18 protein-coding genes are annotated in these 21,343 nt (G+C 46.9%); 12 read left to right on the top strand and 6 right to left on the bottom strand.

The window, feature by feature from the left end; genetic code table 11:
* The first annotated feature begins 1 nt into the window (after position 1).
* The 3 genes from LRP50_RS16685 (at position 2) to LRP50_RS16675 (ending at position 3,292) form a co-directional block, all read left to right on the top strand.
* Positions 2-853 carry a DUF6279 family lipoprotein gene (locus LRP50_RS16685; RefSeq protein WP_274165600.1) on the top strand — a complete coding sequence of 284 codons (852 nt, stop codon included), beginning with the start codon at positions 2-4 and terminating at the stop codon, positions 851-853.
* A gap of 203 nt (positions 854-1,056) precedes the next feature.
* A complete protein-coding gene (gene ycfP / locus LRP50_RS16680; RefSeq protein WP_274165599.1) occupies positions 1,057-1,599 on the top strand; it encodes an alpha/beta hydrolase YcfP in 543 nt (180 codons plus the stop codon).
* A 400-nt stretch (positions 1,600-1,999) separates the two neighbouring features.
* Complete coding sequence (locus LRP50_RS16675; protein WP_274165598.1) at positions 2,000-3,292, top strand: NAD(P)/FAD-dependent oxidoreductase; 1,293 nt, start codon at positions 2,000-2,002, stop codon at positions 3,290-3,292.
* Positions 3,293-3,408: 116 nt separating this feature from the next.
* On the opposite strand, the gene LRP50_RS16670 is transcribed toward LRP50_RS16675, so the two are convergent.
* The 4 genes from LRP50_RS16670 to LRP50_RS16655 all read right to left on the bottom strand — a co-directional run bounded on the left by LRP50_RS16670 (position 3,409) and on the right by LRP50_RS16655 (position 8,993).
* Positions 3,409-3,951, bottom strand: coding sequence for a GNAT family N-acetyltransferase (locus LRP50_RS16670; RefSeq protein WP_274165597.1), 543 nt, complete (start codon positions 3,949-3,951; stop codon positions 3,409-3,411).
* Between the two features lie 150 nt (positions 3,952-4,101).
* Positions 4,102-4,914, bottom strand: a complete 813-nt coding sequence (locus LRP50_RS16665) for a peptidoglycan binding protein CsiV (protein WP_274165596.1) — start codon at positions 4,912-4,914, stop codon at positions 4,102-4,104.
* Between the two features lie 37 nt (positions 4,915-4,951).
* Complete coding sequence (mfd, locus tag LRP50_RS16660; protein WP_274165595.1) at positions 4,952-8,416, bottom strand: transcription-repair coupling factor; 3,465 nt, start codon at positions 8,414-8,416, stop codon at positions 4,952-4,954.
* A gap of 10 nt (positions 8,417-8,426) precedes the next feature.
* Positions 8,427-8,993 (bottom strand): PilZ domain-containing protein, encoded by a 567-nt coding sequence (locus LRP50_RS16655; RefSeq protein ID WP_274165594.1) that lies wholly within the window; start codon positions 8,991-8,993, stop codon positions 8,427-8,429.
* Between the two features lie 479 nt (positions 8,994-9,472).
* On the opposite strand from LRP50_RS16655, the gene lolC reads away from it, so the two are divergent.
* Genes lolC through lolE form a run of 3 tightly spaced genes read left to right on the top strand, consistent with a single transcriptional unit; the run spans position 9,473 to position 12,604 of the window.
* Positions 9,473-10,669: a lipoprotein-releasing ABC transporter permease subunit LolC gene (gene lolC, locus LRP50_RS16650; protein ID WP_274165593.1), complete on the top strand. Its 1,197-nt coding sequence runs from the start codon at positions 9,473-9,475 to the stop codon at positions 10,667-10,669.
* On the top strand, positions 10,662-11,363 hold the full coding sequence (lolD, locus tag LRP50_RS16645; protein ID WP_274165592.1) for a lipoprotein-releasing ABC transporter ATP-binding protein LolD: 702 nt from the start codon (positions 10,662-10,664) through the stop codon (positions 11,361-11,363). The genes lolC and lolD overlap by 8 nt, the downstream gene beginning before the upstream one ends.
* The gene (gene lolE / locus LRP50_RS16640) at positions 11,360-12,604 is read left to right on the top strand and encodes a lipoprotein-releasing ABC transporter permease subunit LolE (protein ID WP_274165591.1); all 1,245 of its coding nucleotides are present in this window, start codon (positions 11,360-11,362) and stop codon (positions 12,602-12,604) included. The genes lolD and lolE overlap by 4 nt, the downstream gene beginning before the upstream one ends.
* A 143-nt stretch (positions 12,605-12,747) precedes the next feature.
* Here the strand turns inward: lolE and LRP50_RS16635 are convergent, their stop codons facing one another.
* Positions 12,748-13,329: a DUF2062 domain-containing protein gene (locus LRP50_RS16635; protein WP_274165590.1), complete on the bottom strand. Its 582-nt coding sequence runs from the start codon at positions 13,327-13,329 to the stop codon at positions 12,748-12,750.
* Positions 13,330-13,361: 32 nt separating this feature from the next.
* Here LRP50_RS16635 and LRP50_RS16630 point away from each other — a divergent pair, with 32 nt between their 5' ends.
* From LRP50_RS16630 to kdsB, 5 genes are read left to right on the top strand one after another with little or no spacing between them, the layout of a single operon-like run.
* Positions 13,362-15,683, top strand: a complete 2,322-nt coding sequence (locus tag LRP50_RS16630) for a DNA internalization-related competence protein ComEC/Rec2 (protein ID WP_274165589.1) — start codon at positions 13,362-13,364, stop codon at positions 15,681-15,683.
* 35 nt (positions 15,684-15,718) lie between these two features.
* Positions 15,719-17,473 carry a lipid A ABC transporter ATP-binding protein/permease MsbA gene (gene msbA / locus LRP50_RS16625; RefSeq protein ID WP_274165588.1) on the top strand — a complete coding sequence of 585 codons (1,755 nt, stop codon included), beginning with the start codon at positions 15,719-15,721 and terminating at the stop codon, positions 17,471-17,473.
* A gap of 3 nt (positions 17,474-17,476) precedes the next feature.
* Positions 17,477-18,508, top strand: coding sequence for a tetraacyldisaccharide 4'-kinase (gene lpxK, locus LRP50_RS16620; protein WP_274165587.1), 1,032 nt, complete (start codon positions 17,477-17,479; stop codon positions 18,506-18,508).
* A complete protein-coding gene (locus tag LRP50_RS16615; RefSeq protein ID WP_274165586.1) occupies positions 18,489-18,668 on the top strand; it encodes a Trm112 family protein in 180 nt (59 codons plus the stop codon). The genes lpxK and LRP50_RS16615 overlap by 20 nt, the downstream gene beginning before the upstream one ends.
* Positions 18,668-19,420 (top strand): 3-deoxy-manno-octulosonate cytidylyltransferase, encoded by a 753-nt coding sequence (kdsB, locus tag LRP50_RS16610; RefSeq protein WP_274165585.1) that lies wholly within the window; start codon positions 18,668-18,670, stop codon positions 19,418-19,420. The genes LRP50_RS16615 and kdsB overlap by 1 nt, the downstream gene beginning before the upstream one ends.
* Before the next feature lie 164 nt (positions 19,421-19,584).
* Here the strand turns inward: kdsB and elyC are convergent, their stop codons facing one another.
* Entirely contained in the window at positions 19,585-20,442 is an 858-nt protein-coding gene (elyC, locus tag LRP50_RS16605) for an envelope biogenesis factor ElyC (RefSeq protein ID WP_274165584.1), read from the bottom strand.
* Positions 20,443-20,555: 113 nt separating this feature from the next.
* On the opposite strand from elyC, the gene cmoM reads away from it, so the two are divergent.
* Positions 20,556-21,338 carry a tRNA uridine 5-oxyacetic acid(34) methyltransferase CmoM gene (gene cmoM, locus LRP50_RS16600; protein ID WP_274165583.1) on the top strand — a complete coding sequence of 261 codons (783 nt, stop codon included), beginning with the start codon at positions 20,556-20,558 and terminating at the stop codon, positions 21,336-21,338.
* The last annotated feature ends 5 nt before the right edge of the window (positions 21,339-21,343 follow it).

The following is a 21,343-nucleotide window of genomic DNA, read 5'->3' as shown; positions in this document are numbered from 1 at the left end:
GATGAAGCATAGTGATTATTCAATGAAAAACATGATGATTGCTGCGTTCATGGCATTCTCTCTCACTGCATGCACTAATCAATTTGCCTACAACACACTCCCTTTCTGGATCGATTACTACTTGTCCGACTATGTTGATATGACGTCGTCTCAACAGCAGCAGTTGGACAAAGATCTGGAGGTGTTTCATTCATGGCATCGACAAGTGGAACTTCCCAAAATACAGGCTTTGCTCAAGCAAGTTGAGCAAGATACGGCTTCACCTTTATCTTATTCAAAGATAGGGGAGTACCACCAACAGGTGAACGAAACGATTTTGGCGTCGCTTGTTGGCTTGACGCCGCCCTTAGCGAATTTGATTCGGTCGCTGAGTGATGAACAGGTTGAACACTGGCTGCAAACGCTCAAAGACAACATTGATGAAGGCGTTGAAAAGGCGAATGAAGGCACGACTGACGATCAGGTCATGCGACGTCAGACACGTTTGGTCGAGCGGATGGAAGTTTGGGTAGACGCTGTTAACGATAAGCAGCAATTACAATTGACCGAAATGGCGTCTTACCAGATTGAGATGCGACCTGTGTTTTACGATATTCGTGATCGCTTATTGGAAGAGCTGACAGCAATTCTTCTTCACCGTAATGAGCCCGATATCGAACAGCGCATCAATGATTATTTCTCCCGGCTTGTTCATTTTCAAAGTGATGAATACCAAAGTGACATGGCTATTTATCTTGCGAGACGATATGAGCTGCTTCAGCGATTGGATAGGCACTTGAGTGACAAGCAACGCCAAGTGTTACGTGATAAGTTGGCGTCTTATGTTGATGACATCAATGACGTACTTCAATAGTGAGTGTGGTTGTCGGAAAACTGCGTAGATACCACCACGGTTGGTGACAAGGTAACCAATTGACGTTGAATTTATTGACCCCTTCGAGGCTTTGTTCTTTAACCTTAAGTAATGTGTGTGAATGCATGGTAGATTGTGTTATCACCATGACACAGACTTAGAAGATAGCGGCGTTAGCCATACAAGTGTGAGAGGGAGTTTCAGTGATTATTTATCTTCATGGCTTTGATTCTACAAGCCCTGGCAACCACGAAAAGGTCATGCAGCTTCAGTTTATAGACCCTGATGTTCGCTTCCTTAGCTACAGTACGCGTCACCCGAAACATGACATGCAACACCTACTGAAAGAAGTCAGCAAGCAAATTGAAATGTCTGATGATAAGCACCCTTTGATTTGCGGTGTCGGGCTTGGTGGGTATTGGTCAGAGCGTATTGGTTTTCTAAGCGGCCTAAAGCAAGTTGTGTTTAACCCTAACTTGTTTCCGCAGGAAAATATGGAAGGTCGAATCGATAGGCCTGAAGAGTATGCTGATATTGGCACTAAATGTGTTGAAGATTTCCGTTCTAAAAATGCAGGCCGCTGTTTAGTTATTTTGTCCAAGAATGATGATGTGCTTGATAACTCGCGTTCAGAAGATGCATTGAGTGCTTACTATGATGTGGTTTGGGATGATGCCCAGAGCCATAAATTCAAGAGCATTTCTCATCACCTTCAAGCTATGAAGGCGTTTAAAGAGCAAGCCTAATACTCCTGTCGTTTAATCGTAAAGACACCTGCCTTTGCTTCAGGTGTCTTTGTCGTATTTACTCTGTTTTGTGTTCTCGAAATATTGTCGTTTCCAATCGATGCATTGCGCATTTTTGCGGCATTTGGTTGGGACTTTAAGATATAAAAATTGATTGAGATCAAGTGAGCTGTATAATGGAAGCGACAAATTGGTTGTGACGTTAAGCGCAAAAAAACAAATACAAAAGCGTAGATGCACTAAAAACAAAAGATAAATCTGCGACTTCACATTACCGCTAGCGATCAATTTTTACCTCATCACCTACACACGTTTGAACACACATTTTTTTTCATCACGCATTTTCGAGTGTGGGGTGAGGCACATTTTTTCGTTTTAAATTCATGGTGAGGAAGTAATCGTGACCAAAATTATTGTAGTAGGTGGCGGTGCGGGTGGCTTGGAATTGGCTACTAAATTAGGCCGCACACTTGGACGTAAAGGACGCGCCAAGGTCACTCTTGTTGATCGCAAAGCGAGTCATCTTTGGAAACCTTTGTTGCATGAAGTGGCAACAGGCTCATTGGATGAGGGTGTTGATGCCATCAGCTACCGTGCTCATGCTCGTAATCATTATTTTGATTTTCAATTGGGTAGCTTAGCCAATATCGATCGTGAGAATAAAACCATTCAGTTGGCGGCATTGCACGACGAGGAAGATGGCGAACTGCTGATGCCAGAGCGAGAGCTGAGCTACGACGTACTGGTGATGGCAATTGGTTCTACATCGAATGATTTCAATACTGAAGGCGTTCGTGATAACTGCATTTTCTTAGATAGCCCAGAGCAAGCGCGTCGTTTCCGTAACGACATGAACAATGAGTTCCTCAAGCTCCATGCTAAATCGGGTAACGGTACTGTTGATATTGCGATTGTTGGTGCGGGTGCGACGGGTGTTGAACTGTCTGCAGAGCTTCACAATGCGATCAAAGAGCTTCACAACTATGGCTTCCGTGACCTAGACAGCTCAAAGCTCAACGTGACCTTAGTAGAAGCGGGTGAGCGAATTCTTCCTGCTTTGCCTCCTCGTATTTCTGGTGCGGCGCAGCAAGAGCTGATTAAACTGGGCGTGAATGTACGCACAGCAACCATGGTTGTAAAAGCCGAAGAAGACGGTTTGGTGACCAAAGATGGCGATAAGATTTCTGCACAAATCATGGTTTGGGCGGCGGGTATCAAAGCCCCTGATTTCTTGAAAGATATTGCAGGCTTGGAAACTAACCGTATCAATCAGCTGGTGGTTAAGCCAACACTGCAAACAACGCGTGATGATGATATCTTCGTGCTGGGCGATTGTGCAGCGTGTGAGCAAGCAGATGGTTCGATGGTACCGCCTCGCGCTCAGTCAGCGCACCAGATGGCCAGCCGTTGTTTCTCAAACATCGTTGCGAAACTGACTGATCGTGAGTTAAAAGCCTACGTCTATAAAGACCATGGTTCTTTGGTTTCCCTTAGCCGTTTCTCTACCGTAGGTAGCCTAATGGGTAACCTGACTCGTGGCTCAATGATGGTAGAAGGCCGTTTGGCGCGTGTGGTGTACATTTCTTTGTATCGAATGCACCAAATCGCACTTCACGGTGTGATTAAGACGGGTTTGATGATGCTGGTGAGCCGAATCAACCGCGTGTTGCGTCCATCGTTAAAACTTCATTGATACATTGATAGATTTGGTGGGTCACTGAACGCGCCATTTAATGTATGAAAAAAGCTGCCATTGGCAGCTTTTTTTGATCTTGATGAGTGCGTTTTGGGTGTCACGCCAGCCTGAGATTAAAGCCCAAAATCAGATGGGACTAAACTGTACACCAAGCCTTCTCTGGGCTCGCCATCATACATGTATCGATTTCTTGCTTTGCATTCAAAGCTTGCGCCTAACTTTTCAGCAATACGAATACTGGCAAGATTGGCTGGATCCATAACGAGTTCAAGGCGCGTGAGCAGTAGGTGAGTAAACGCGAGTGTTGCCGCTACTTCAGTCGTTTCAATGGCAAGCCCTCGACCTTGATGGTGAGAGGCAATCCAATACCCGAGGTTTGCGAGGTTAGCGACCTTGTCGATGCTCGAGATGTATACACAGCCAACAAGTGTCCCTGTTTCTAAATCAAAAGCACCAAGCTCATAGCTTGTGCCAGTCAGCCAACCCTGTCGACTGCGATTAATCCATGCTTCTGAATCTAAATCATCAAAACCCTCGTGGCACCAGTCTAGCCATGGAGAAATGGTGTCAGAGGAGTCTCTGATAGCGTCGCGTAGCGCAATAGCATCTATGCGATTCAGTGCGCGAAGCAGAAGGCGATCTGTTTGAAATTCCAAGTTTGCTTGCATGGGTTATGTGTGTCGTTCTTCGTTATGTATTAATTAAGTATATGTCGACCCGAGTAACATGAGATCGAGTGCATTCAGGTTACTTACGTATAAGCCTGAAAAAGCAACGCCCTCTTAAGAGGGCGTTTATAAAGCAGTTTACTGGACACGAGTGACTTGAATAATCAGACCCATCAGAGGGTGATCCAAATAGTGGATCTCGCCACTTCGCATTCTGCGCTTTTGCTCGAAGGCATATGGCTTAAGATATTTCTCGACGGCATATGTACGTTCAAGTTTTTGAAGTCCGGTAAACGTGTCCGCTTCTTCTGGCAAAGCAACCTTAGTGCCATCGTCCAAGACCGTTTCGATGTCGGTCGCGGTTTGGTTATTTAGCGGGGTGGGCACTTCGCTCACGTCTTGTAGCACTTTTCGCTCACCAGGCTCACGAAGCACAAGGTCGGTTTCAATGAACAAGTAGTGCTGGACATAGACACGAATAAATCCATCTAACTCATACATTGAACCGCTTTGTTTTTCATTACTGTCATAAGCGGAGTCAGCATTGAGAGAGGTCTCTTTTGGTGTGCCATCGGTGTAGTAAGTATCACCAAAATTTTTACCCGCCGTAAATCGCAGTTTTGGCATGGCATGCTTACTACCATCATTTTGACGCCAAGCAGTGTGTAACAAAGGCTTGAAGCCGGCATGATTCGCTAATCTGTTGTATTCAGCGTTGAGCTGCCAATCGCGTTTTGGAAGAACCTGAAGTCCTTTGGCTGATAATGTGGCGGAGTCAAAAACAGATATCGCATTCGACAAATTAATGTTTGGTTGTGTATCAGGCCAGTTTTCCTGAACGCTTTCAGGGTTCTGGTTACGTTTAAATACAATCACTTCAACGTCAAACCAACGTTCTGCAAGTGAAGGCCAGCTAATGGTGCACAGCAGCAGGAAAATTAGCTTTTTCAAAGCATTACTCCGTTAATAGCATCTTGTCGCCAATGACTCAGGCGACCAATAGGTTGTCAGCAAATTGGGTCAGTAGTGTCTCTATGAACTCAACCCTTTCTCTGCGATCAGTCAGTGACTCCACAATTCTTAGTTTGGTTGGTCCATCGAAACGATATCGAGTTGGGTGCGATTGTAACAGACCCACCAAGAAGCCGGGATCAATTTGGGCGTTTTGGTTAAACTCGATCACACCGCCTCTATCATGAGCGTCGATCTTACGTACACCTAGTTTCGCTGCATCTAGTTTAATCTGTTGCACTTTGAGCAAATTCGATGCTGCATCAGGCAACAAACCAAATCGATCAATCAGCTCAACTCTTAGCTCTTCAATCTCATCTTGTGATTTGGTACCCGCAATACGTTTGTATAGTGATAGGCGAGTATTGATGTCTGGGATATAGCTATCAGGCAGCAGCGCAGGTAAGCGTAATTCAACATCGGTTTGCTGATTGAGCAAGTCTTCCAATGATGGCTCTTTACCTTCTTTTAATGCTTCTACCGCTTGCTCAAGCATTTCCATATACAGCGTGAAACCCACAGAGTGAATTTGACCACTTTGTTCTTCACCTAACAATTCACCCGCGCCACGTATTTCAAGATCGTGTGTGGCAAGCGTGAAACCTGCGCCAAGATCTTCGAGCGACGAGATGGCTTCAAGACGCTTAACCGCATCTTTCGTCATCCGTTTTGGATGTGGGGTGAGTAAGTAAGCATATGCTTGGTGGTGCGATCGCCCGACACGACCACGCAATTGATGCAATTGAGCGAGGCCTAAACGATCGGCTCTGTTCATCAATATGGTATTGGCAGTTGGAACGTCGATGCCCGTTTCGATAATGGTGGTGCACACCAATACATTGAAACGCTGGTGGTAGAAATCAGACATGATACGTTCGAGTTCACGCTCACGCATTTGTCCGTGAGCGACGGTAACGCGAGCTTCAGGTACCAGTTCAGCCAATTCGTCTGCGGCTTTTTCAATGCTGTCGACATCATTGTGAAGGAAGTAGACCTGCCCACCACGCATGATTTCACGCAGCAACGCCTCGCGGATCATCGCGTCCTCTCGCTCTCGAACGAAAGTCTTGATGGCCAAGCGACGTGAAGGTGGCGTGGCGATGATAGACAAATCACGCATGCCACTCATCGCCATATTCAATGTACGAGGAATTGGGGTCGCAGTGAGCGTGAGAATGTCGACATCTGCACGCATGGCTTTGACTTTCTCTTTTTGTCGAACACCAAAGCGGTGTTCTTCATCGACAATCAGTAAACCGAGGTCTTCGAACTTCACATCGCTTTGCAGCAGTTTATGTGTGCCGATAAGTATGTCGATCTTGCCTTCAGCACAGTCGGCAAGAATGGCTTTTTGTTCTTTGGCAGACTTGAATCGAGACAATACTTCTACGCGAACAGGTTGGTTGGCAAATCGATCTCGGAAGTTCTCAAAGTGCTGTTGTGCTAACAGTGTGGTTGGCACAAGTACGGCAACTTGTTTGTTGTTATTGACCGACAAGAAGGTTGCTCGCATGGCGACTTCTGTTTTACCAAAACCTACATCGCCACATACCAAGCGATCCATTGCGATAGGCTGGCACATGTCAGAGAGTACAGCATTGATGGCTTGAGATTGGTCTGGGGTCTCTTCAAATGGGAAGCTCGAGCAGAAATCTAAGTATGCTTCTCGGTCGTGTTTAAACGCAAAGCCGGGTTTGGTAGCACGTTTGGCATATACATCGAGTAGCTCTGCGGCAACATCTCTGACTTTCTCTGCGGCTTTCTTACGCGCTTTCTCCCACGCTTCGCCACCAAGACGGTGTAGCGGGGCGGTTTCTTCGGCGCCGCCACTGTATCGGCTGATCAAATGCAGTGATGCAACGGGTACATAGAGCTTGGAGCCTTGCTGATATTCCAGTGTGACATATTCAGTTTCAATGCCGCCAGCTTCTAGCGTTTGGAGCCCTAGGTAGCGGCCCACACCATGTTCGAGGTGAACAACAGGCTGTCCAATCTGCAACTCTGCAAGATTTCGGATCATGGTATCGCTGTTAACCGCTGCCTTTTTATCTCCGCGGCGGCGTTGTTGTATAACGCGCTCACCGAGTAAGTTGCTTTCACAAATCAGCGCAAAGGCGGGTTTCTCGCAGACAAATCCTCGTTCTGCTGGGCCGACCACCATGGCAAACGATGTTGGTGCATTTATCGCTTCTTCGAGGTTGGCACTAACGAAAGGGCGAATCTTGATACGAGCGAGAAGATCCAGCATGGCTTCTCGGCGTCCTTCCGTTTCAACGGAAAACACCACTTTGCCTTTGAAGTCTTCAGTGAACTTGCGCAGTGAGCCTAATGGTTCTTTGAGCTGCTGATTTACTGTGAGGTCTGGTAAATCCTTAATGGGCGCATTTTGTCGTCCGGCTTTATCTTCTGTTGAATCAATCTGTAGCTTGATGCGCGGGTATGCTTTAAACGCAGAAAATAGTTCTTCAACGTTCTGCCAAATCTCAATGGGTGGCAGCAGAGGGCGCAGTGGATCGACTCGGCGTTGGTCGAAACGATACTCAGCATCGGTTAAAAACTGATTAGCGGCAGATTCCAAGTCACCTTTGGTGAGCAAGAGAGTGTCGTTGGGTAAGTAGTCAAACAGCGTTTCGGTGCGCTCAAAGAAAAGTGGCTGCCAGTACTCAATGCCTGCTGGCCATGTCTTTTTGCTTACCTGCTGGTAGATGGATTCCGGCTCACGCCTTGCTTCAAATCGCTCGCGCCAGCGAACGCGAAATTGCTCAACAGCTTCGTCATCTGTTGGGAACTCGTGTGCGGGCAACAAGTTGATATGATCGAGTTCTTGAGTAGAACGTTGGTTCTCTGGGTCAAACTCTCTAATGGTGTCCACTTCGTCATCGAAGAAATCGATGCGGAAAGGATGGTTAGACCCCATTGGAAACAGGTCAAGAATCGAACCACGGCTTGCGTACTCACCATGTTGGATAACCTGATCAACATGACGATAGCCAGATAATTCGAGTTGATGACGTAGCTTTTCAAGTGATAACAAATCACCTTTCTTTACCATCAACGCATGCTGAACCAAGAAGGATTTCGGCATGACGCGTTGCAGCAAGGTAGATACCGGAATGATCAGTATCCCAGCGGTTTGTTTAGATAACTGATAGAGCCGAGCAATACGATCAGAGATGATGTCTTGGTGCGGTGAAAAGTTATCATAGGGCAGTGTCTCCCAATCTGGGAAAACATGGCACGATTGCCCTGTAAACTGCTGTATTTCTGGCTGAAGCTTTAGCGCTGTTTGATTGTCTGGGACGACCAACAACATCAATCTTTGCTGCTTATCCGCAATATTGGCAATGGTTAGAGGCAGTGAAGCGCCAAGGAGATTGGCAATAACACGTGTGTCGCCGGCTTTGGTTGGCGAAGGCAAGGTAAATAAAGCGTTATCTTTCATGATTTGGGGCTTAGTTATCTCTTTCTAATGCGCGTTGTCTAAGAAGCTTCTGCTGCTGATGAAGCGCAGCACGGATCAGCACATCTCTGTCTTCTTCTTGAAGGCGTGTGTATTTAATACCCACGGCAAACTTACCATTTTTTTCTTTGCATCCGTACACGGTACCGTAGCAGTAAATGGCGGAAGGAGGGTTCTCAAGAAAGAGCTTTAGGCGAAGATGCTGTCCTTTCTGAAATGCCTTCTTGGCGATGAACGTGAGGCTGCTGGCTCCGAAAGTTTCAGTCTGAAATCGAAGGTTGGGATCATCTTGTTGAGACAACATAAAGCCGAGCAACAAATTGATCTTTTCATTCTGAGCGGTCAGAAATTTGCTCAAGGCATGACCTTGGTCGTTATGCAGCGTATGGATTTCTTTTTCGACGCTACTATCTAGAACACCACAGTCGCTAGCAATACGAAAAGCAATCGGGATTTCACGGCCAAACTCTACGTCAGACGGGACATGCTCGCCATCACCTAATTCTTCCACATTAATTTTTAGGTGCGCATGTACGGAAAAGTATTCGTCCTGACTCATTGTGTGTCCTAATGCTTTGTAATCTGTTGATTATACCCAAACTGACCCAATATGCATGTTTCTGTGCTTAAGGTGTTTGATTCTTTGCCTGTTGATGGAGAACAGCGCCAATGAACTTGAGTACTCGATAAAACGATGGGCGGTTCATGATCTCGGTTCTAGGTCGTCATGGGCGCATTGGGTTAGCGCAAGTCACAGTATCTGCGAATAAGAAGGCTGTGTTGTAAGAAGAATGGAACGATTTGTTTGAAAAAGCACCTAACCGCGGGTGGTGAGGTTGGGTTTCATGGCAATCCGCTGACCTTAAAGGTATTCTTGCTGTTCACTATACCCACGCTAACTAAAGCGCTCATACGATGAAATACAATCTTTCATCTTACGAGCTGGCGAAGCATTGAAGCGGTTGGGTAAGCACACATAACAACGGACTATTGAATGGTATTTAGAGTAGTCCAAATGACTCGTTGAGAATTCGATTTATGTATCACCCTTTATCGGTGTTTATTGGCTTACGTTATTTACGTGGGCGTTCAGGCGACAAATTTGGCCGGTTCGTTTCGTATATGTCGACCGCGGGCATCACCATTGGTGTGATGGCATTAGTGACGGTACTTTCGGTGATGAATGGTTTCGAAGGTCAGTTGAAACATCGTATCTTGGGGGTTTTACCGCAAGCGGTGATTTCTGGCGATGCAGAGCTCGCTCCCGATGTGAACACGATTGCGAATTGGAATAACGTGACGGGCACGGCGCCAATCGTAAGCACTGATGCCGTCGTGCAAAGCCCAGTTTCGATTGCGGCAGGACGCTTGCTGGGCGTTGAGCCTAACAGTCCTGAACCCATTCGTGAGTTCATGGTGCGTGGTTCATTCGAAATGTTGAAGCCGGGTGCGTATCATCTGGTTTTGGGTAGAAAAATAGCGCGTGATTTAGATGTGTCCGTGGGCGACAAAGTCCGCGTGATGATCACCAGTGCGAGTCAATTCACTCCTGTGGGCCGCATTCCCTCTCAGCGTAATTTTACCGTTGCAGGTATCTATGACACTGCCACGGATGTTGATGGCCAACTCATGTATGCCAACCTCAATGACGTTGCACGATTAATGCGCCTTCCTCGTTCACAACCAGCAGATCTTAGGCTGTTTCTTGAAGATCCTTTTGATGTGCCGACCATTAAGCAAATTGCTGAAACCATGGGATACGAATGGTCCGATTGGCGAGAACTACGCGGTGAGCTTTTTCAAGCGGTAAAAATGGAAAAAAATATGATGGGGTTAATGTTAAGCCTCATCATTATGGTGGCGGCATTCAACATAATCTCAGCGCTCATTATGGTGGTTATGGAAAAACAGGCTGAAGTTGCCATATTAAAAACACAGGGCATGAGGCACAAAAGCATTGTGGCATTGTTTGTCGTGCAGGGCGCCAGCAGTGGTGTAATTGGCGCGATGCTTGGCGGTTTACTTGGTACTGCTCTGGCAATGAATATCAATGAAATTATGCACCTGTTCAATTTGAGTTTGCTCGGCAATGGCATTGCTTTGCCGGTTGTGGTTAAAACAGAGCAAGTTCTTTCCGTAGTGGTAGGCGCAATTGTGCTGAGTCTGCTTGCTACCTTGTTCCCATCATTTAAGGCGGCGTCTGTTCGTCCTGCTGAGGCTCTTCGCTATGAGTAATACGCTACTTACCTGTTCAAACGTTGTGAAAACCTATCAAGAAGGCGAGTTAAAAACGCACGTGTTGAAAGGCGTATCCTTCTCTATCGATAAAGGGGAGTTGGTGGCGATTGTGGGTGCGTCAGGGTCAGGAAAGAGCACCTTGCTGCACGTACTGGGCGCACTTGATACGTTAACTGAAGGCTCAGTGAACTTTGATGGAAAAGATTTGATCAAAATGCGTGCATCTGATCAGGCAACACTTCGCAATCGCAACATTGGATTTATCTACCAATTTCATCACCTTCTTGCTGACTTTACGGCAGTGGAAAATGTGGCGATGCCTCTGATGATAGGGGGAGAGAAACCTGTAGAAGCGAAGCGAAGGGCGCTGGAAATTTTAGATGCAGTGGGAATGTCCCACCGTGCCGAGCACCGTCCTTCCGAGCTTTCAGGCGGAGAGCGTCAACGTGTCGCGATTGCTCGTGCTGTCGTGAATCGTCCTGCACTGGTATTGGCAGATGAACCAACGGGTAACCTGGATCATAAGACTGCGCTAGATATTTATGACCTAATGCGTGAATTGAACCGTGAGTTCAACACAGCTTTTTTGGTGGTGACACACGATCAAGAACTGGCCGGAAAAATGGACCGACAGTTGTCGATGTTAGATGGTCAGTTCGTGGAGCAACACAGTGAGGTTGTCTCAGCATGATCGAACCGTTAGCACTGTTTATTGGGCGTCGATTTAGTAAGGCCAAAAGCCGCAATAAACTGGTGTCGTTTATTTCCGTTTCCTCAATGATTGGTATTTCTGTTGGTGTCATGGTGATCATTGTTGGTTTGTCAGCAATGAATGGCTTCGAACGAGAGCTGAATAATCGTGTGTTGGCAGTGATCCCTCATGCTCAATTGGAAGGGGTAAATACGCCAGTTAAAGAATGGGAAACCATGCAAAAGACCGCGGTCGCGAACCCCCGCGTTGTTGCAGGTGCACCCTATGTCACCTTAACCGCCTTACTTGAAAAAGGCGCGAACTTAAAGCCCGTTCAACTTCGTGGTATTGATGCGTTACAAGAGGTTAATGTAAGCAATATCAAAGACTACGTGGTGGGGGATGGTTGGTCTTCTCTTGTAGGAGGCAATCATGCTGTTGTACTGGGTAAAGGCATTGCGGATGGATTGGGCGTAGAAGTTGGGGATTGGATAACGGCACTGGTGCCTTCTCCTGACCCAGACCTTAAATTGCGAGCGCCAAAGCGCATACGGCTTCAAGTATCTGGCATTTTGAGCTTGGCGGGTCAGGTTGATCATGGCTTAGCGCTTATCCCTATTCAGGATGCACAAGCATACTTGGGCATTGGGGACATGGTTTCTGGTGTCGCGTTGAAGTTAACGGACCCTCTCGATGCGAGAAGTATCGTGCGAGAAGTCGGCCGAACACTGACGGCTTATGTGTACCTTAAGAACTGGACTCAGGAGTATGGCTTCCTTTATCGCGATATTCAGATGGTTCGTGTGATCATGTATTTGGTCATGGTGCTTGTGATTGGCGTTGCTTGCTTCAATATCGTTTCAACGCTCATGATGGCGGTGAAAGACCGGGCTGCTGACGTGGCAGTGCTCCGCACCATGGGGGCAAAAGATGGACTGATTCGCTCGATTTTCATATGGCACGGTTTGCTTTCTGGTTTGTTGGGCAGTGTGATGGGATCGATGGCTGGCTGTTTAATTGCGTTAAATCTCACAACTATTGTGGGTGGTATTGAGCGATTAACAGGGCAGGACTTTCTCTCTGGCGACATCTATTTCGTCGACTTTTTACCGACGGAATTGCACTACAGCGATGTGTTTATGGTTTCTGCTACTGCTGTTGTATTGAGCTTGTTGGCAACTTGGTATCCTGCGCAGCGTGCCTGTAAATTGCAACCCGCGACGGTATTGAGTGCACGATAGGTAACGCCTAAGAGTTGGGAGGACATCCCGTTGATAAGTTGTAGAATTACAGCCTTGTACCGCTTCAACACATAACATCTCGCATCCTATTCAATACGAAAAAAATACCCCGCAAAAGCGGGGTATTTTTGTATGTGTGTTTTTTAGTTGTCTTGGTTTTTCTGGTCTTGGCTATTTTGAGAGGGTTTCTTTTTCTTTAGCACTTTGATTTTAGGCAAACGCAATCGGCGTTTCTGCCAGCTTCTCACCACTGAATAGCGCCAAAGGCCGCGAACACTAAAGTATCCCACTGCGGCAAAGAAAAAAGCACATACCAAACTTCCCAGCAAAAACGGTGGGCCAATTTGATGCATTTGACCGAACAGAAAATCCCATGTCAGTTCAAAATGAAAATGGGTATTGGGAGTGCCCAACAACCAAGTGCCGACCTTGTAAGCGCCATAAAAAATGACGGGCATGGTGACTGGATTCGTGATCCACACCAAGGCAACAGACAGAGGAAGGTTCACCCCAAACATGATGGCAAGGCCAGCAGCCATGATCATTTGGCTAGGAAGGGGAATGAACGCCATAAACAAGCCAACAGCGAACGCGCCAGACGCAGAGCGACGATTCAAACACCAAAGGTTTGGGTCGTAAAGCAGATTGCCAAACACCGCGAGCGCTTTTTGTTTGCGGATCACGTCGTGTCTGGGGAGAAATTTTTTAATTATTTTTCTTGGCATAGATTTTCATTTAACACGGAATTGATACCTTCATGAAATTGTTACTGGGTATCGTGGTGGCTATCGTCACGCTCAAATGGTGGCCAGACATTCCAGAAATCAGCACATCGCTGATGGGCTCATTTATCACGCTTGTCATTTTGCTTGCCCTAAGAAAGCACGTATCCGTGTTTTTCATCGGTCTCACCCTTGGCTGTCTAGTGGCATCCAGCTCTGCGGCTCTGTTTACATTCAAAACCATTTCCGCTCAGACAGTGGCTCAGAATATTACCATAGCAGGAAAAGTTGGCAGCCTTTTTACAGCTGAAAAACGGCAAACAAGTGTAATCTTTGATGTCGACACAGTGAATGGACGCAAATTGACCACTTTTGAGACATTTAGAGTACGTCTCTATTGGCGAAGTGATCAGCCAGTTAAGCAAGGACAACGCTGGGAAATGACCGCAAGGTTAAGAGAGCCCTATGGTCGTTTGAATGAAGCGGGTTTTGATGCCGAAACCTATTTTTTGTCACGTCATATTCATGCTAAAGGCTCTGTGTTAACCGCAGAAATGCTTGACGACAGTGTTTCTTATCGCCAGCAATTGTTCGAGAAAGTGACTAACGAAATTCGAGATTATCCGTCTTTTCGGTATTTAGTCGCGCTGGGGTTTGGCGAACGATTTTTGTTGCAACAGTCTGATTGGATGAAGCTTAGAGATACTGGGTTAGCCCATTTACTCGCGATTTCAGGTCTACATATCGGATTGGCATTTTTCTTTGGTTACAGTGTCACCAAGCTGTTGTTACCTTTATTGTTTAGACATGATCAAGGGCTTTGGGTCGCTGCCATGGTGGGGCTGTTTTTTGCGTTAGGTTATGCATGGATGGCTGGTTTTTCATTGACAGCGCAACGTGCACTTATCGCCCTCATCACGTTCTCTCTTATTCGGCAAACAGGCTTCAGTGTCAGTCCATTTAACACATTCTTGATGGTACTGTCCGTAGTGTTGGTCGTTGACCCACTGTCCATCTTTTCCGCGAGCTTTTGGTTGTCTTTTGGTGCCGTTTTTGTGCTGTGCCTCATGTCATTGGTGGGGCAAAAGAGACGGTGTGATGACATAGAAAACAGCGTAAATAGCAACGAAGGCATCGAGAAAAGCGGGTTGCTTATCCCTTCCCTAAAACGCTATTTCAAGTTGTTATTTCAGATGCAGTGCTTTCTCACGGTTGGCATGTTGCCCTTCATGTGGGCATGGTTTGGCGGCATCAGTATGACGTCAATTCTCTATAACTTGTTTGCGGTTCCTCTTGTTAGTTTGATTACCGTCCCCCTAGTTCTTTTGGCCTTACTCATCTCTCCTCTCGTCGCGGACAACTGGGTATGGATGGCAGTAGACTGGTCATTACGTCCTTTGTTATTTGCATTAGAGACGGCCTCGTTTGGATGGCTTTCTATCGAGCGTGTACCTTGGCTTTGGTTGTTGATATTTATCATCACGGTTTTCCTTTGGCTGACGCTGAAAATGAGGCGGTTTCCACTATTGTTTGGCGCACTCGTCACTGTGTTAGTGATGTGGGAAGGCGGGGCTGATGACGCAGACAGTTGGAAGGTCGACGTGCTTGATGTGGGGCATGGATTAGCCGTACTGATAGAAAAAGAAGGGGAAGCTGTACTCTATGACACGGGGGGAGCATGGTCATCGGGAAGCATCGTAGAAAGTGTTGTTTCGCCGATCTTGCAATCAAGAGGTAGTCGGCTGGTCGGGCTTATCCTTAGCCACCGAGATAACGATCATGCTGGCGGGATGGCATGGGCGATCGACAATCTTGAACCTCAATGGGTGAGAATCAGCGAGAATCATCCCGATATGTTTCCTTGTCAGCGGGGTGAGCGTTGGGAATGGAATGGCTTACAATTTAGCGCCCTGTATCCACTCGCTCTCGTTGACGAAGCGAGAAACCCAGATTCTTGTGTGGTGCTGGTAACAGATGGCATTCATAGCGTTATGTTGACTGGAGATATGCCAATAGCGGGGGAGTCTTATCTCGTGGCACACGAAGAGGAGTTGGACACCGATGTTTTGATTGTGCCGCACCATGGCAGTAAAACATCCTCGTCGGTTGAGTTCATCGAACGCGTGCAGCCGCAGGCCGCTATTGCCTCAACCGGACGTTATACTCCCTGGAATTTGCCGCATCCGGATGTGGTTGCGCGTTATGAGCATCGAAACATTGATTGGTATGAAACTGGTATGCATGGTCAGGTGAGTGTGCAATTTTCACCATCTAGTTGGCGAATTCTTAGTCGACGTCTTGATCTGGAAGCATTTTGGTACCGGAAGATGTTTGGACGCCCCAAAAGAAAAGAGTAGAATGCCCGCTACTTGCAGAAATATAAGCAAATAAAATGTCAAATTACCAAGATAAAACCACCCGAGAAACGTTCAAAGCGCTTTGGCCGTACATTGCCAATTACAAACTAGGACTTGTGGTTGCCATCATTGCGTTAATTGTTAACGCAGCAAGTGACACGCTCATGCTTTCAATGATTAAGCCTCTACTAGACGAAGGCTTTACCTATGACAGCGTGGATAGCGATTTCCTTAAAATGATGCCGTTTTACCTTGTGGGTCTCATGCTCATTCGCGGCATATCGAGTTTTGTGTCTGCCTATGGTCTGTCATGGGTGTCAGGCAATGTTGTGATGGTGATGCGCCGTCGCATGTTCAATCATTTTATGAAGATGCCAGTGAGCTTCTTCGATAAAGAATCATCAGGTGCGTTGCTTTCACGTATTACCTACGATTCTGAACAGGTTGCTAACGCCACCAGTGGCGCATTGGTTAGTCTTGTGCGTGAAGGGGCATCGATTATTGGCCTGATGACGTTGATGTTTTATTACAGCTGGGAATTATCAGCCATCTTGTTGGTTATTGCGCCCGTTGTCGCTTGGGCGATTGGCTTTGTTTCTAAGCGTTTCCGTAAAATATCGTCCAACATGCAAGAGGCTATGGGCTCAGTGACGTCTTCTTCTGAGCAAATGCTTAAAGGCCACAAAGTCGTACTGAGCTTTGGCGGTCAAGATGTTGAAAAAGAGCGCTTCGAGAAAGTCAGCAATGGTATGCGCCAACAAACCATGAAGTTGGTGTCTGCGCAGGCCATCGCTAACCCCGTTATTCAGCTTATAGCGTCATTCGCACTTGTGGCGGTATTGATGCTGGCAAACACGGAAGCGATTCGCTCGGAGCTGACCGCGGGTACGTTCGCTGTGGTGTTCGGCGCAATGTTCGGTTTGATGCGCCCACTGAAAGCGCTGACTAACGTCACCTCGCAATTTCAGCGTGGTATGGCAGCGTGTAACAGCCTGTTTGAATTGATGGAAATGGAAACCGAGAAAGACAACGGTAGCCATGAAGTGGCGCGAGTGAAAGGTGACATCAAAGTCAATGACGTGGTGTTTACTTACCCAACCAAAGATACGCCAGCATTAAGCAAGGTCAGTTTTGAATTGGAAGCGGGCAAAACGTTGGCACTCGTTGGGCGTTCTGGCTCAGGTAAAAGTACCATCGCGAATTTGCTGACCCGTTTTTATGATATCGACAGCGGCGGGATCACTATCGATGATGTGCGTATCGAAGATTACACCTTGAGTAATCTGCGTGATCACGTTTCGATTGTTTCGCAGAACGTGCACCTGTTTAACGATACCATCGCCAATAACATCGCGTATGCGGCGGAAGAGAAATTCACTCGTGAAGAGATTGAGCGAGCAGCAAAGCTGGCTTACGCCTCTGACTTTATCCAGAACATGGATAACGGGTTCGATACGGTGATTGGTGAAAACGGTGTGAGTTTATCTGGTGGTCAGCGTCAGCGTATCGCCATTGCGCGGGCACTGCTTCGTAACGCGCCAGTTCTGATTTTGGATGAGGCAACCTCAGCACTAGATACCGAATCAGAACGTGCTATTCAATCGGCGTTAGATGAATTGCAAAAAGACCGCACTGTGCTTGTGATTGCCCACCGATTGTCGACCATTGAAAAAGCCGATGAGATCTTGGTTGTTGATGAAGGTGAAATTATTGAGCGCGGCAATCATGCTACCTTGATTGAGAAAGATGGCGCATACGCACAACTTCATCGTATTCAATTTGGAGAATAACGCTTGGCGGGTTTGGTCGAGAAAATTTGGTTTGAAAACCACCCGCTAGGTTGGCTCGCTGCGCCTTTGTTATGGCCTTTGAGCAAGGTGTTTGGGGCAATAGCCAGACAGCGTCGCAAGGCGTTTTTGATGAAAAGTGGTGAGGCTTACAAAGCGCCTGTTCCTGTCATCGTGGTTGGTAATATCACCGTAGGCGGCAATGGTAAAACGCCAGTTGTGATTTGGCTGGTGGAGCAACTCCAAGCACTTGGTATGACTCCGGGAGTTGTCTCCCGTGGTTATGGTGGCAATGCAAAGCAGTATCCTCTGGTGTTGGATGACACCACCACCACTGATGCAGCCGGCGACGAGCCTGTATTGATTTTCCAAAGAACGGGTGCGCCTGTCGCGATTGACCCTGTTAGAAGCGAAGCGGTGAAAGCGTTGCTGCCTCTTGGTGTTGATATTGTTATCACTGATGATGGGTTGCAGCATTATAAACTGGCGAGAGATCTTGAGTTTGTGGTGGTGGATGGCGAGCGTCGTTTTGGTAATGGTCATTACATGCCGTTTGGGCCATTGCGAGAGCAAGTTGACCGTTTAAATAGCGTTGACTTCATTATCTGTAACGGTGATGTCGCACTACCAGGCGAGATTGGCATGGCCTTATTGCCACATGAATTGGTTAATCTAAAAACGGGTCAACGGGTTGTTGCCAATAGCTTGCCAAATGCTGTTGCGATGGCTGGGATCGGCAACCCTCAACGTTTTTTCAATACGCTGAATGAATTGGGACAACACCCCATTCATTGCGAGCCCTTCGCGGATCATAAAGCATTTGAAATTGAGAGATTGATGACGTTAGCTGATCAAGGTGAGCATTTGTTGATGACGGAAAAAGATGCCGTTAAATGTCGGGCATTGTTACAACAACACCCAGAAATTGAGAATTGGTGGTATTTGCCCGTTGATGCGAGCTTCAATGCGGATGATACTGCCAACGTAATGAATACCATTAAGAAAGTGAAGGATGGATATGGATCACCGACTGCTTGAAATCGTCGCTTGCCCTGCGTGTAAGGGAAAGCTGAATTACAACAAAGAAAAGAACGAGTTGGTTTGTAAATTTGACCGGTTAGCTTATCCCATTCGTGATGGGATTCCAGTGATGTTGACACCGGAAGCACGTGAATTGACTTCTGAAGAGGTTAAGTAATGAAATTCACCGTGGTGATCCCCGCTCGGTATGCGTCGAGTCGTTTGCCCGCCAAACCTTTGGTTGATATTGGTGGAAAGCCGATGATCCAATGGGTTTACGAGCAAGCGCTGAAGTCTGGCGCTCACAATGTGATTATCGCAACGGATGATCAGCGTATTGTTGATGCAGCGAATGGCTTTGGTGCCGAAGTTTGCATGACCCGTGAAGATCACCAATCTGGCACTGAACGTCTTGCGGAAGTGATCGAGAAATACAACCTCGATGCTGATGAAATCATCGTAAATGTGCAAGGTGATGAGCCGTTAATCCCGCCGAGTGTTATTCGTCAGGTTGCCGAGAATTTAGCCAAGAGTGTTGCGCCTATGGCGACGCTGGCAGTTAACATCGATCATGCTGATGAAGTGTTTAACCCTAACGCTGTGAAAGTGGTGACGGATAAAGACGGTTATGCGCTGTATTTTAGCCGAGCGACGATTCCTTGGGATCGCGATAACTTTGCTAAAGTGCCGATGGAGATCCACCATAATCTGAAACGCCATATTGGCATATACGGTTATCGTGCAGGGTTCATTAATACCTATATCAATTGGGCACCAAGCCCGATTGAACACATCGAGTGCTTAGAGCAACTGCGTGTGCTTTGGTATGGCGAGAAAATCCACGTGGATGTGGCTATCGAAGTACCACCTGCTGGCGTGGATACGCCTGAAGATCTTGAAGTGGTTAGGCAGTTAGTTAATAGCCGTTAATCGACATATTGATTCGTCGAGTATCACGGCCGTACACAACATACTTAGACAAGTAAACTTGACAAAACAAATCCATAAAAAAAGCTGCCTGATGGCAGCTTTTTGTTTTTCTAACAGACGAATTGTTTTGCCAGTGAACAAATGGAGTCGAGTTAGCCTCGTATCTAATTGGCTGGCGCAATACCTTCGATATCAGTCTCTGGTGTCGGCATAGCCGATTCAGGAGACGTCACAGGGTCCGCTTGCAGTACCGCTTCTTGTAGCGCCACTTTGTCGCGTAGACGTTGCCACAGTTGCCCTAAGCGTTCATGCCAGAAGCGCTCGAATTGCTCGAGGTACTGTGCCCGAGGGCTGTACTTGATCCAAGGCTGTTGAATCTCTTTTTGGGCCATGTAATTCGTTGGTGCTGGGATAGGGTCTAGGCCTGCACTTTTAAATTCATACAATGCGCGAGGCATGTGGCTCGCCGACGTCACCAGTACCAAGTTGCTATCGCCCACGACGGATGCCGCTTGAAAGGCTTCTTCCCACGTGTCCTTTGCTGTTTCAAGCAACAGGATGTTGTTCTTGTTCACCCCCATTGCCATTGCTACCCGAGCCAGCATACGAGCATGGCTCACTTCGTATCCACCATCATAACCTGACAAAATCAGTTGTGAGGTTGGGTACATGAAGTGAATCCGAATCCCCTCTATGAGGCGCATCAACGCCACTCGCGACAACTCAGAAGTAGGAGGGATTTCGTCATCAACCACGTGACCATGCCCAAGCACCATGACGTAATCAACGGGCTCTTCTGGTTGTAAAAAACGGGTGTGCTGTCTTTCTAGCCCCATTAACAACGATGAAGATATTGGCTGAAAAGATACGAGTCCAATTAACAGCAGTGAAACAAAAACAAAGAACGAACCAAACCCTTTACGCTGCGTGAACCAAATCAAAAACAGACCAAAAAATCCGATTAGCAGTAGTGCAGGGAGGGGCATCAGTAAAGTTGATATAAGTTTTTTTAGTTCAAACATGAAATGTCGCCCGAAATATAGTCAAACAGGGGCCAATAAGTACAACAAACCTTTATTAACGGCAGTCTTATGCGAAAATAGCCCCTTCAGTAGAATATGATAACGAAGGCACTGTGACAGAGGATAGAAATTTCGACGACATTGCCCACAAATTTGTTAAAAACATTTACGGCTCGGGCAAAGGAGAAATCCGCCAAGCCGTTGTTTGGCAAGATCTCGAATCAATTTTGGGACAACTGGGTGAGTCTAAACCACTGGATATTTTGGACGCTGGAGGCGGCTTAGCGCAGCTTTCGCAGCAAATTGCCAACCGTGGTCATCACGTCACTTTGTGCGATCTTTCTTCACAGATGCTCGAGTTGGCGGAAAAAGATATCGAAGCGGCGGGGTTGCTTCCTCAATATCGCTTTGTTCATGCACCCGTGCAGGAAATTGCACAGCATGTGGATAAGCAAACTGATTTGGTGCTTTTTCATGCGGTGATGGAGTGGCTAGCGGATCCGCGAGAAGCTTTGAATGTCATTCTTTCGCAAGTAAAGCCTGGTGGCATTGCGTCAGTGATGTTCTACAACCAAAATGGTTTGCTGTTTAAAAATTTAATATGCGGCAACCTTACCCATGTTGAAGAGGGTATGCCGCATAGAAAGCGCTTTAAGCTTCAGCCTCAAAAAGGCCTTCCACCTGAAGACGTTTATCAGTGGATCGAAGAGGCTGGCTTTAATATTTTGGGAAAAAGTGGTGTACGTACATTCCATGACTACATGAAAGACACAAGAATGGGCGAATATACCTTTGAACAGGTTGTGGCGATGGAGCAAAAGCTTTGCCGCCAAGAACCTTTTATATCGTTAGGGCGCTACATTCATGTGTGGGCGCAAAGACCTCTCGATAAATAATTAGA

It is taken from the genome of Enterovibrio gelatinilyticus, assembly GCF_028683095.1.
GTDB classification, from domain to species: Bacteria; Pseudomonadota; Gammaproteobacteria; order Enterobacterales; family Vibrionaceae; genus Enterovibrio; species Enterovibrio gelatinilyticus.
Note: the sequence above shows the minus strand (reverse complement) of the source record. Positions and strands in the feature narration are given on the sequence as shown.

Excerpts from the sequence above, each read along its gene's own strand:
- LRP50_RS16630 (WP_274165589.1), top strand. The coding sequence starts at position 13,362 with ATGAAATTGTTACTGGGTATCGTGGTGGCTATCGTCACGCTCAAATGG.
- LRP50_RS16615 (WP_274165586.1), top strand. The coding sequence starts at position 18,489 with ATGGATCACCGACTGCTTGAAATCGTCGCTTGCCCTGCGTGTAAGGGA.
- lolC (WP_274165593.1), top strand. The coding sequence starts at position 9,473 with ATGTATCACCCTTTATCGGTGTTTATTGGCTTACGTTATTTACGTGGG.
- lolE (WP_274165591.1), top strand. The coding sequence starts at position 11,360 with ATGATCGAACCGTTAGCACTGTTTATTGGGCGTCGATTTAGTAAGGCC.
- LRP50_RS16685 (WP_274165600.1), top strand. The coding sequence starts at position 2 with ATGAAGCATAGTGATTATTCAATGAAAAACATGATGATTGCTGCGTTC.
- LRP50_RS16635 (WP_274165590.1), bottom strand. The coding sequence starts at position 13,329 with ATGCCAAGAAAAATAATTAAAAAATTTCTCCCCAGACACGACGTGATC.
- msbA (WP_274165588.1), top strand. The coding sequence starts at position 15,719 with ATGTCAAATTACCAAGATAAAACCACCCGAGAAACGTTCAAAGCGCTT.
- lolD (WP_274165592.1), top strand. The coding sequence starts at position 10,662 with ATGAGTAATACGCTACTTACCTGTTCAAACGTTGTGAAAACCTATCAA.
- kdsB (WP_274165585.1), top strand. The coding sequence starts at position 18,668 with ATGAAATTCACCGTGGTGATCCCCGCTCGGTATGCGTCGAGTCGTTTG.
- elyC (WP_274165584.1), bottom strand. The coding sequence starts at position 20,442 with ATGTTTGAACTAAAAAAACTTATATCAACTTTACTGATGCCCCTCCCT.
- mfd (WP_274165595.1), bottom strand. The coding sequence starts at position 8,416 with ATGAAAGATAACGCTTTATTTACCTTGCCTTCGCCAACCAAAGCCGGC.
- LRP50_RS16655 (WP_274165594.1), bottom strand. The coding sequence starts at position 8,993 with ATGAGTCAGGACGAATACTTTTCCGTACATGCGCACCTAAAAATTAAT.